Source organism: Anaerotignum sp. (assembly GCF_040307045.1).
Lineage (GTDB): Bacteria > Bacillota > Clostridia > Lachnospirales > Anaerotignaceae > Chakrabartyella.
The window spans coordinates 219,433-229,890 of sequence record NZ_JAWRKF010000008.1 but is presented as its reverse complement, the minus strand read 5'-3'; the positions used below and the strand labels follow the sequence as shown (position 1 = coordinate 229,890).

Below are 10,458 nucleotides of genomic sequence, written 5' to 3'. Positions count from 1 at the left end.
TGCATGTGTTAAGCACGCCGCCAGCGTTCATCCTGAGCCAGGATCAAACTCTTAAATTAAAGTTTTGTCCTGCCAGTCTTAAATCTGGCCTTCTCTGGTTTTTTCGAAACCAGCAAACTCTTTTGTCTCTTTTAAAAGCATTATGCTTTTGAATTGACTATGGGTTGTGTGTTTGTATTCTACTGTTTAGTTTTCAAGGATCAATTTTACTGGTTCGCTGTCATTTTTTAGCTGTCAGCGAAGATTAGTTTAACAGATTTGGTTTCGTTTGTCAAGAACTTTTTATGAAAGTTTTATCAATTTTTACTTTCAAGTTCATAAAAACCAATCTTATTTTGTCGCTTTTTGACACCTTTTTCGATGTCAGCGAAATCTATCTTAACAGCTTTAACTTTCTTTGTCAAGAACTTTTTATTATTTTTTTCATTTGTTTGTTCTTAACTTTTGCTGCCATATGCTTTTTTCCACTTGCCATTTTGGCAGTGACAATTAATTATTATACACTGTTTTTTGTTTTTGTCAACACTTTTTTTGAATTGTTTTTTACATTTAAAAATGCTCTATCAACAATTCTCTTATCTCTTTTATACTTACCATAATCTATTATAACCATTGGTTTAATTTCTACTATTTTTTATTCTAATACACTTCTTCTTTAATAAGTAAAGCAAAAAAAATAAGGACACCCTTTCATTTGGATGTCCTTATCTTTTTGCTTATGGAATAATTATTGAGCAGGTGCAGCTTCGCTACCTTCAGTTGCTGCATCAGCGCCTGTAGGTGCATCTGTTGCTGCGCCATTTTGGTCAGCCTGTCCAGCTGCGTCTTCCTGTACAGGTTCTTCTGCTGCCTGATCATCTGCATCTTCCTGTGCTGGTTCTTCTGCTGGCTCTTCAGCTGGTTGTTCCTGAACTGGCTGTTCTGCTGGAGCATCTCCTGAGCTTCCACAACCACTAAACGCTAATGCGAGACCTAAACAACAAGCTGCTACCCATCCTCTTTTTAAATTCTTTTTCATAACCTTTAACATCTCCTTTTCTGATTACATTGCACATCTTACCACAACTTCATTAAAAGAACTATATCATAATACTTAAAAAAAACTTACATTTTGTTTAATTTTGATAACAAGGATAATTGCCATAGTAATTTAAACCCTCAATCCCACTTTCCTCGTTCTTACGTCAAAAAAATCCCTTCATATATGAAGGGATTTTTTCATTTAGTGCTTAAATGTTCTTACTTTGTTTGATTTGTTTTGTTGGTCTTGTTTGTTTTATTAGTCTTGTCACATTTGCTGTTGGACTGAGAACCTGTTTCAATGCTGTATTCCTGAGCAAATTCAGTTCTGTTCATGCCTTTTTGTGTTTTTTCTGTACTTTTGTTTGTTTTCTTGTCCATAATCCATGACCTCCTAGATTCATTTAAGCCTAAATTGTTCGAGGTTTCCCTCGCACTTATAGTATGGATTATCTTCCGCTTTTTATACTTGTTCTTTTTTCTTTTATATATCTTTTTTTATATTTCCCTGTAACGTACTTCATTACTTTTTGATATATCAAAGGATTGGAAATGCCACCTACCATACCTATAACAATAAATCCCTGCAAAAATTTATATATTAGCATAGCATCTGACAAAGCCTTTGAAGCTATATGGATTTCAGTCTCTATACTTGTGGTAATGCTGACTAACTCATCTTTCTGACTCATTGACTCCATCCACTTTTCCACATTTTCATCCGCTTTCCGCTTACTTTCACCCTGACTTAAAGCAGCCGTAATCATCCTGAGTATTAAAATCTGTTCCTTTTCTTCTTTATAATCGTAACCATAACCTATGGCTGTTTCATAAATTCCCTTTAGAATCATTCCCAAAAACAGCGGAATATCTGGTATGCCCACACCAATGGCACCCAAACCAACACCTTCAACCATAGTTGTGCAGGCATTCATTCGATGTCCCCTTTTGATTCCTTTATCCATATGACTTAAAGACTTGCTGTTTGGCCTTTGTTCTACTCGATAATCATTGACTGCAAATTCAAGGGCAAGTTCATCCTCTTTAAATGTTTTTTCAATCACACCAATTCCTTTTGAAAAAATAAAATGAAACCCTTTATTAAATCCTTCTTCTATGGTATCAACCAGTTTCTCTGGTATTTTCTCCTCTACACTTTTTTTCATTCCATTCCATTTTGAAGCTCCTTTATTGGCAACTTTTTTTTCTATTTTTTTCATTTGTTTTTCTTCCTTTGCAGTAATTCTTTTAAACTCCTTCTCAAGGCTTTTTGTCATTAAAATCCCCCCTTTATATGTTGAATGTCCTAACATTTCTATTGCTTTATGTAATTTTCTGTCACCTATTTTTCAATGATAAAGTGCTTATAAAAATGTATTGCTTTATTCAGCCTCTAACCATAAATCAGCTAGAAACCCCTTAGAAATAAGGATGTCTTTCCTATCATTTCACCTTTCTAAATACTAATATCCTTCATTATTGGCCATTTCTACCTATTATATGTTTCCTATTGTTTTGTTTTGCGAAACATCCTTCTAGCCAATAACACTTTCCTGGTCAAATAAAGACCGCCCAAAGGACGGTCTCTTTTTTTGAATCAAAGCGTTATTGATTTATTTATTATACTTTTCCATCGGGGTCTTTCTTTGGTTGAAACATCTTGGATAAATCTGTTGCCCCTAAGTTGTTTTTCATACTCGTGTCTGCCTGAACATTTTGCATATGATAGTAATCCATCACTCCTAAGTTGCCACTACGTAATGCTTCTGCCAAAGCCATAGGTACTTCTGCTTCAGCCTCCACAACTTTTGCCTTCATATGCTCTACCTCGGCACGCATTTCTTGCTCTTTTGCGATGGCTGTGGCACGGCGTTCTTCAGCCTTTGCCTGAGCAATCTGTTTATCTGCCTCGGCCTGTTGGATTTGAAGATGTGCACCAATGTTTCTGCCAATATCCACATCAGCAATATCAATCGATAAAATTTCAAATGCCGTTCCATTATCCAATCCCTTGGAAAGAACAGTCCTGGATATCAAATCCGGATTTTCTAAAACGCTCTTGTGACTCTGAGAAGAACCCACTGTCGTTACAATACCCTCTCCAACTCTGGCGATAATTGTTTCTTCACCAGCGCCACCAACTAATCTTGCAAGGTTTGCACGAACGGTTACCTTTGCGATTACCTTCACTTCAATACCATTGATAGCCACGGCAGAGATCCAAGGAGTTTCGATAATTTTAGGTGTTACGCTCATACGTACTGCCTCAAATACATTACGCCCCGCCAGATCAATCGCTGCTGCTCTTTCAAAAGAAAGATCTAAATTTGCTCTGTGCGCAGCAATTAATGCATCCACCACATTATCCACTCTACCACCTGATAATAAATGAGACTCCAGCTGGTTTGCATTTACATTCATCCCGGCTTTTTGAGCCTTAATAAGGGGACGAATAATCTTGTCTGCTCTTACACGGCGTAAGCGCATACCGATTAATGAAAAGATACTAACTCGAACACCAGCGGAAACTGCGGAAATCCATAATCCCAAAGGTACAAAACTTAAAAAAATCACCACTACAACGATGACAACAATAATAGGTATTGCCACCGGAATCAAATCAAACATAATAGATGCCTCCTTTTATAATACGATTACTCTTCATCCCATTCCTTTACAGTAACAGTCTTACCGGAAATTTGAACCACTTTGACCTTTTTTCCCCTATCAATGAAATCCCCCAGAGAACAAACATCAATACTTTTGTCGTCAATCTCCGCGATACCAAAAGGCCTTAAAGTGCTTTGTGTAATACCAATTTTACCAATTAACCCTGCAAGTTGTGACTCATCAAAGTCTTGAGCCTCCTGACGATCATGTAATATCACTTTATTATATAGTCCACTTTTTTTTGCAATCAATAGCATGGCAAAAAAAAGTACAATTAGTGATAGCAGCATGAAAAGAAATACAATTGTGCCGTACATTTTCGCGGCTAGTACCGTGGAGCATAGTAGAGAAATTATGCCTAAAATACCAAACACGCCGAAACCGGGTATTAGCATCTCCGCAAAAACCAATACTAGCCCTAATATCGCCAACACGCTGATCCAAGGTAACATATTAATCCTCCCTTCTCAGAAAAAGTTTCCTCTTGTCAATTAAAAGCAATACCAAATAAGTGCGAAACAATTTACAGAATTTATATATTTTATAACATCTTACCATATGAGTGAAAGGATAACAACGAAATTCTACAAACGTAAAAAACGCTTAAGAAATTTTAGGACTGAAACTAGCCTAAATACCTATCCACTTTTGGTTTATGCATCTTCTTACAACTTTTTTCTTTCCTTTCCATCTTTTAAGATACCCTTTCAGATTCTGTATTATTTACAATCTTTAAAAGCTTTTTATCTTTTCTTTTACATAGACTTCGCGAAATTGGTGAATTAGCCAGAATTCTCTGAAACTACTTGTATCTATTACTCGCCATAAAATTTCATATCATTTTCTATAAAAAAAGGCACCCGCAAGCATAGGCACCTCTTCTGCATTTAACCTTTTTTGACCATAGGAACAATAATGCTTTCTCCCGACCTTATGTTCTCAGAACACATACCGTTTAACTCCATGATTTCAGAAATCATATGTTCTATTTTTTGATCCTCAGCCTTATAGATTCCTGCGATCTTCCAAAGTGTGTCTCCGTAATGGATTGCTACGCTTTCAAAGTAAATTTCTCTCTTTTTATCTTTTTGTGCCGCCATCGCAAAGGTTCCAAGGCTTATAATCATTGTTAATGTCAATAATAAAAATACTTTTTCACGAATCATTTTCGAGTTTCTAACCATTTTTTTCTGCATAGATTGATTCATTACAAACGCCCCCTGAACGAACAAATATTCTTTTTTATGCTTCAATAATACCCGAACAAATATTCCTTGTCAATATTTTTTTAAAATTTTTCCGAACGTAGGTTTGATTTTATTTTTATGCTGTGCTATACTACATAAAAGGAAAAAATTATCTTTTGATACATTGTTTTGAATAATTTCTCATAGTTTACAAAATCTATATTTAAGGAGTGTTATGAATGAGTGATTTGTCACCAAAGCAAAGACAAATTTTAGAATATATGAAGTCCGAAGTGCGAGAAAAAGGCTACCCTCCCTCGGTAAGGGAAATTTGTGAAGCTGTAGGTCTAAAGTCAACCTCTACTGTTCATGGTCATCTATCCCGATTGGAAAAAAAAGGCCTTATCCGCCGAGATCCTACAAAGCCACGTGCCATTGAAATTCTGGCTCCCGATTTTTATGAATCTCCCCAAAGAGAGCTCATTCATGTGCCTATCGTTGGCAGCATAACAGCAGGAACTCCAATCCTTGCCGTGGAAAATATCGAAGATACTTTTCCCATTCCCGTTGAATACATTCATAACGATACCGTATTCATGCTTCGGGTAAAAGGGGAAAGTATGATCGAAGCTGGTATCTTCGACAAAGATCTAATCCTGGTTCGCCAGCAAAACACAGCAAACAACGGAGATATCGTCGTTGCCCTCATCGAGGATTTTGCAACCGTAAAAACATTCTACCGTGAAAAAGACTTCATTCGTCTTCAGCCGGAAAACGCAGCAATGTCACCCATTATTGTCCGTGATGTGACCATTTTGGGAAAAGTAATTGGTTTGTTTAGAAAATTCTAAGGAGTGTATATCATGTTTAACTATGTAAAAGTTGCAGTTGCCGTTCCAAAGCTCAAAGTTGCAGATTGCGTTTTTAATAAACAGGAAATCCTTTCAATCATCTCGGAGGCAGCAAAAGAAAATGTAAAAATTCTTACATTCCCCGAGCTTTCTATCACAGCTTATACCTGTGCAGATTTATTCTTCCAAAACCCACTGCTTATTGCGGCTGAAAAAGCAGTGGCAGAAATTGCCCATGAAACCAAAGACCTAGATATGCTGATTTTAATCGGTGTCCCAGTTCTAACGGACAATCAAACCTTTAATTGTGCAGTCCTTCTTCATAAAGGCAAAATTTTAGGTTTGGTTCCAAAAACATTGCTTCCTAATTATAGTGAATTCTATGAAGAAAGATGGTTTGCATCTGCCAACGATTTAATTAAGGAAGAAATCACCTATGCGGGACAAGTTGTGCCAATAGGATCAGACCTTATCTTTGTAGCTGAAAACATACCATACCTTAAAGTTGGCGTTGAAGTTTGCGAAGATCTTTGGGGACCAATTCCCCCAAGCTCCTACCTAAGCCTCTATGGGGCGACGGTTTTGCTCAATCCATCTGCAAGCAACGAGTTAGCAGCAAAGCCCGGCTATCGCCATCAACTCATTGCCCAACAGTCCTCCCGATGTCTCGCTGCCTATGCATATGCTTCCGCTGGCATAGGTGAGTCCACTCAGGATGCGGTATTTAGTGGTCATAGTATGATTTATGAAAATGGGTTGCTTCTTGGTGAAACTGAATCATTTTCACGTGAAAACCAGCTTGTCTTTGCCGATGTAGATCTAGAATTATTGGTTAGCGAACGCAGAAAACATACCACCTATATGTCCCAGTTAGCAAAGGCAGATGCGCAAAGGTTCTATCGAGAAATAAAATTCACCATGTCTGAGGGAGAGTTGGGTAAATTCACTCGCCCCCTTACTGCAAAACCTTTTATCCCCAAGGATGATGCCTCACTAAGCAAGCGTTGCCATGATATCTTTATGATTCAGACAGCGGGCCTTGCTCGGCGAATGGAACATGTTCATGCAAAAACCCTGGTAATTGGCATTTCCGGTGGTTTAGATTCTACCCTTGCACTTTTGGTATGCGTAAAAGCCTGTGACTTCTTAGGTATTTCCAGAGATCATGTTTTAGGTATTACTATGCCAGGCTTTGGTACAACCGACCGCACCTATCAGAATGCACGAAACCTAATGAAGTCCCTTGGCATTACCGTTAGGGAAATACCCATTCGGGATGCAGCTATGCAACACTTTAAAGATATTGGCCATGATCCTTCCATCCATGATATTACGTACGAAAATACGCAAGCCCGTGAGCGTACCCAAATTCTCATGGATATATCAAACCAAACAGGAGGCATCGTTGTTGGTACCGGAGATTTATCCGAGTTGGCTTTAGGTTGGGCAACCTATAACGGCGACCATATGTCAATGTATGGTGTAAATGCAGGCATTCCAAAAACTTTGGTTCGGGTTTTGGTCAACTGGGTTGCTAGCACAGGCGAACTGGATGCTCAGGCTTCCGAAATCCTCTTAGATGTTTTGGATACCCCTGTAAGCCCCGAGTTGCTTCCTCCTGATGAAAATGGAAAAATCAATCAAAAAACAGAAGACTTGGTTGGTCCCTATGAACTCCATGACTTCTTTTTATATCAAATCATTCGTTTTGGCTTCTCTCCGGCAAAGGTTTTATTCTTGGCTGAACAAGCCTTCGGCAAAGACTATGATAGAGAAACACTGTTAAAATGGTTAAAAAACTTTTACCGCCGTTTCTTCACCCAGCAATTCAAACGCTCCTGCTTACCTGATGGTCCAAAGGTTGGTGCCCTTTGCCTCTCACCAAGAAGTGATTGGCGTATGCCAACAGATGCGTCCAATCGTATTTGGATGGAAGAAGTTGAACGTTTATAAATCAACCTTTCCATTGTAAGTTGCACTAATACGCCCAAAATAAAACAGTGTCAATTGTAATCACTACAATTGACACTGTTTTTTTATTCCTCTGCTAATTTCAATGAGAATACAAAGGTACTTCCTTCCCCCTCTATGCTTTTAACTGTTATCCCCTCATTGTGCGCCTGCAAAAATTCTCTCACAATTGCAAGGCCAATTCCGCTGCCATGCATATCTTGGTTGCGGGTTCTATCTGCTTTATAAAAGCGGTCAAAAATATATTTCTGATCCTCTTGGCTAATGCCAATGCCATGATCTTTGATAGAAACCAATACTTTTCTCCGCTCCGTCTTTGTTGTTTCCACCTCAATCAAACCACCCACTGGTGAAAACTTTACCGCGTTGCTTAACAAATTTTGAATTACACGGGAAATTTTATCAATATCTCCATGAACCATGGTAACTTGATCCGCAAAAATAGCCTTGATTACTGCGTTTTTCTCATTTAACTGTGGTTCCAATAGGTTTATATTACCACGAATTAGTTCATTCAGATCAAAGTCGGATTCATCCAATATAATTTTGCTGCTCTCCGCTCGACTTAAGTCCACAATACCCTCCGTTAATCTGGAAAGGCGTATTGTTTCTTCCAGCACAATCTGTAAATACCTTTCCTGCTTATCAACCGGCACCGTTCCATCTATCATCGCCGTCAAAAATCCTTGCATCGATGTCAAGGGTGAACGTAAATCGTGGGATACATTTGCAATGAAATCTCGCCTTGTTTTGTCGTTATTTTGTAAACTTTCCGCCATATGGTTAAAGCTTCTGCCTAACTCACCAAGTTCATCATGACTCGTAATTTTAACTCTCTGTTCAAAATTTCCACTTGCAATGACTTTTGCAGCCTCATTCATCTCCTGAATAGGACGAGTCATCCTTTGGGAAGTTACATAGCTAACGCCAACGGCAAAAAGAAAAACAAAAAATATACTTGCAATGCCTGCTTGATACATTTGGTATAGAGATAGCTCCATTTCCGGCATAGACCGACACATAAAAATCCCCACCATCTGCCCTATAGCAAGAGGATACCCCACCACCAATGTGGGCACTTCAAACAAAGGCGTTGCCTTGGTTTCCATGGAAACAATATTACCGTCCTTTACACCTTCAACCAACTCTTGATAGGCAAATGTCCGCCCTATCATCATTTCATCAAGCCCAGGAGATGCCAAAACAACAATCCCATCTTCATTTACCATTAAGATGCCCGCTCCCATATACTCTTCCAAAACCTGTAACTCGTAGCTTAAGTTGTTTAAATTTCCTGTTCTGTAGGCATTACCAAAGGCAACAGAAACCTTTCGTCCCTGCTGTATTAGCTCGTCTCTTTTTTCTTTCATATAATGCTGAGTATAAACAACAGAAAGAATACCACCTAATACCAGTACGCAAACAACAATCGTTCCAATATACTGCAGCATCTGTTTTTTCACTATAGACTCTTTCCGCATTATTTTACCTCCAAATTACACAAAAAAACTTCCAAAATTCCGGAATAATGTTATAATAACTATGTATAAGCTATGAAGAAAGGAGATAACGGTATAACCGTTTCACAATTCCATGACAAAAAATCCTAATAAAACACCCAATTCAAACAAAAGAAAATTATCAACAACTGATATCGTATTAATGTTGCTAGGCCTTTTTATTTTAATTCGAACTCCATGGTCGAATATGAGTAGCTTTTATTACCTTCTTTTTTTCCTCTATATCTTCTGCATCATGATGCGAATCACGAACCTAAGAAAACAATATGCAAAAAAAGAATCACAGCAACGTAAAGAAGCTGAAATAAAAGCAGAAATTCAAGGAGCTGAAAAACCAGAACCCATTATGACAGCCCCCGGTGAAACTATCTCCACCGAAGAAAAACCTTCACACACAACAGAAGAAACCCCTTCCCAGGAGAATCCTAAATCTAATTAATATTGCCTATTGCATTCATTTTTACACATAAGACGGCTGTGATCAACAGCCGTCTTATGTTGCTTTTGCTTAATCTAACCTACCAATCCAATAAAACCATTTGAAGCTTATTTTATTTTTGCCCAAATTTATACCCAACACTCCAAACAGTTAAAATGCCCCATTCATCGTCTTGGTTAAGCTTCTCACGAATTCGTTTTACATGCACATCAACCGTTCTGGTATCCCCAACATATTCATAGCCCCATATCTGATCCAAAAGCTGCTCTCTGGTAAAAACACGATTTGGATGCTCTGCCAAATAATAGAGTAATTCAAACTCTTTTGGCGGAAATTCTAAGCCTTTTCCGTGATAGGTCACAGAATAGTTAGACATATTAATCTCCAAATCTGGGTACCTCAAAATATTTGAATCCCCAGCCTGCTTCGGCTCATATCGGCGCAAAACTGCCTTAACCCTGGCTACTAACTCCTTAGAATCAAAGGGTTTAACCATATAATCGTCAGCGCCAAGCTCCAATCCAAGAACCTTGTCAAAAGTTTCTCCTTTAGCTGTCAGCATAATAATGGGGACATTGCTTGATTTACGAATTTCAGTGCAAACCTGGTATCCGTCCAACCCAGGCAACATCAAGTCCAAAATAATCAAATCCGGCTTAATTGCCAATGCCTCTTTTAATGCTTCTCTACCGTCGTAAGCCTCTTTTGTATCATATCCCTCTTTTTCCAAATAAAGAGAAATCAGCTCAGCAATATGTCTATCATCATCCACAATTAAAATCTTTTGTTTTCCGTTCATG

At 38.2% G+C, this 10,458-nt stretch carries 11 protein-coding genes and 1 rRNA gene; 3 read left to right on the top strand and 9 right to left on the bottom strand.

Going from position 1 to position 10,458, the window contains the following annotated elements; genetic code table 11:
- From ABVZ64_RS06825 to ABVZ64_RS06795, 7 genes are all read right to left on the bottom strand, one after another.
- Window positions 1–59: ribosomal RNA gene (locus ABVZ64_RS06825) — 16S ribosomal RNA — on the bottom strand; the annotation flags it as partial.
- 668 nt (window positions 60–727) lie between these two features.
- Window positions 728–1,018, bottom strand: a complete 291-nt coding sequence (locus ABVZ64_RS06820) for a hypothetical protein (RefSeq protein WP_352400280.1) — start codon at window positions 1,016–1,018, stop codon at window positions 728–730.
- Between the two features lie 221 nt (window positions 1,019–1,239).
- Window positions 1,240–1,401: a hypothetical protein gene (locus ABVZ64_RS06815; RefSeq protein WP_352400279.1), complete on the bottom strand. Its 162-nt coding sequence runs from the start codon at window positions 1,399–1,401 to the stop codon at window positions 1,240–1,242.
- A 68-nt stretch (window positions 1,402–1,469) separates the two neighbouring features.
- Window positions 1,470–2,297 (bottom strand): EcsC family protein, encoded by an 828-nt coding sequence (locus ABVZ64_RS06810; protein ID WP_352400278.1) that lies wholly within the window; start codon window positions 2,295–2,297, stop codon window positions 1,470–1,472.
- Window positions 2,298–2,640: 343 nt separating this feature from the next.
- Entirely contained in the window at window positions 2,641–3,648 is a 1,008-nt protein-coding gene (gene floA, locus ABVZ64_RS06805) for a flotillin-like protein FloA (RefSeq protein WP_352400277.1), read from the bottom strand.
- 26 nt (window positions 3,649–3,674) lie between these two features.
- On the bottom strand, window positions 3,675–4,142 hold the full coding sequence (locus tag ABVZ64_RS06800) for an NfeD family protein (RefSeq protein ID WP_352400276.1): 468 nt from the start codon (window positions 4,140–4,142) through the stop codon (window positions 3,675–3,677).
- Window positions 4,143–4,577: 435 nt separating this feature from the next.
- A complete protein-coding gene (locus ABVZ64_RS06795; protein ID WP_352400275.1) occupies window positions 4,578–4,898 on the bottom strand; it encodes a LysM peptidoglycan-binding domain-containing protein in 321 nt (106 codons plus the stop codon).
- A gap of 218 nt (window positions 4,899–5,116) precedes the next feature.
- On the opposite strand from ABVZ64_RS06795, the gene lexA reads away from it, so the two are divergent.
- Together lexA and ABVZ64_RS06785 are read left to right on the top strand one after the other, a co-directional pair.
- A complete protein-coding gene (lexA, locus tag ABVZ64_RS06790; protein WP_352400274.1) occupies window positions 5,117–5,728 on the top strand; it encodes a transcriptional repressor LexA in 612 nt (203 codons plus the stop codon).
- 12 nt (window positions 5,729–5,740) lie between these two features.
- Entirely contained in the window at window positions 5,741–7,681 is a 1,941-nt protein-coding gene (locus tag ABVZ64_RS06785; protein WP_352400273.1) for an NAD(+) synthase, read from the top strand.
- A gap of 83 nt (window positions 7,682–7,764) precedes the next feature.
- Here ABVZ64_RS06785 and ABVZ64_RS06780 read toward each other — a convergent pair whose 3' ends face one another.
- Window positions 7,765–9,180, bottom strand: a complete 1,416-nt coding sequence (locus ABVZ64_RS06780) for a sensor histidine kinase (RefSeq protein WP_352400272.1) — start codon at window positions 9,178–9,180, stop codon at window positions 7,765–7,767.
- A gap of 112 nt (window positions 9,181–9,292) precedes the next feature.
- Here ABVZ64_RS06780 and ABVZ64_RS06775 point away from each other — a divergent pair, with 112 nt between their 5' ends.
- Window positions 9,293–9,658 (top strand): hypothetical protein, encoded by a 366-nt coding sequence (locus ABVZ64_RS06775; RefSeq protein ID WP_352400271.1) that lies wholly within the window; start codon window positions 9,293–9,295, stop codon window positions 9,656–9,658.
- Between the two features lie 112 nt (window positions 9,659–9,770).
- On the opposite strand, the gene ABVZ64_RS06770 is transcribed toward ABVZ64_RS06775, so the two are convergent.
- Window positions 9,771–10,457, bottom strand: a complete 687-nt coding sequence (locus tag ABVZ64_RS06770) for a response regulator (RefSeq protein ID WP_352400270.1) — start codon at window positions 10,455–10,457, stop codon at window positions 9,771–9,773.
- Between the last annotated feature and the right edge of the window lies 1 nt (window position 10,458).

Excerpts from the sequence above, each read along its gene's own strand:
- ABVZ64_RS06820 (WP_352400280.1), bottom strand. The coding sequence starts at position 1,018 with ATGAAAAAGAATTTAAAAAGAGGATGGGTAGCAGCTTGTTGTTTAGGT.
- ABVZ64_RS06815 (WP_352400279.1), bottom strand. The coding sequence starts at position 1,401 with ATGGACAAGAAAACAAACAAAAGTACAGAAAAAACACAAAAAGGCATG.
- ABVZ64_RS06810 (WP_352400278.1), bottom strand. The coding sequence starts at position 2,297 with ATGACAAAAAGCCTTGAGAAGGAGTTTAAAAGAATTACTGCAAAGGAA.
- floA (WP_352400277.1), bottom strand. The coding sequence starts at position 3,648 with ATGTTTGATTTGATTCCGGTGGCAATACCTATTATTGTTGTCATCGTT.
- ABVZ64_RS06800 (WP_352400276.1), bottom strand. The coding sequence starts at position 4,142 with ATGTTACCTTGGATCAGCGTGTTGGCGATATTAGGGCTAGTATTGGTT.
- ABVZ64_RS06795 (WP_352400275.1), bottom strand. The coding sequence starts at position 4,898 with ATGAATCAATCTATGCAGAAAAAAATGGTTAGAAACTCGAAAATGATT.
- lexA (WP_352400274.1), top strand. The coding sequence starts at position 5,117 with ATGAGTGATTTGTCACCAAAGCAAAGACAAATTTTAGAATATATGAAG.
- ABVZ64_RS06785 (WP_352400273.1), top strand. The coding sequence starts at position 5,741 with ATGTTTAACTATGTAAAAGTTGCAGTTGCCGTTCCAAAGCTCAAAGTT.
- ABVZ64_RS06780 (WP_352400272.1), bottom strand. The coding sequence starts at position 9,180 with ATGCGGAAAGAGTCTATAGTGAAAAAACAGATGCTGCAGTATATTGGA.
- ABVZ64_RS06775 (WP_352400271.1), top strand. The coding sequence starts at position 9,293 with ATGACAAAAAATCCTAATAAAACACCCAATTCAAACAAAAGAAAATTA.
- ABVZ64_RS06770 (WP_352400270.1), bottom strand. The coding sequence starts at position 10,457 with ATGAACGGAAAACAAAAGATTTTAATTGTGGATGATGATAGACATATT.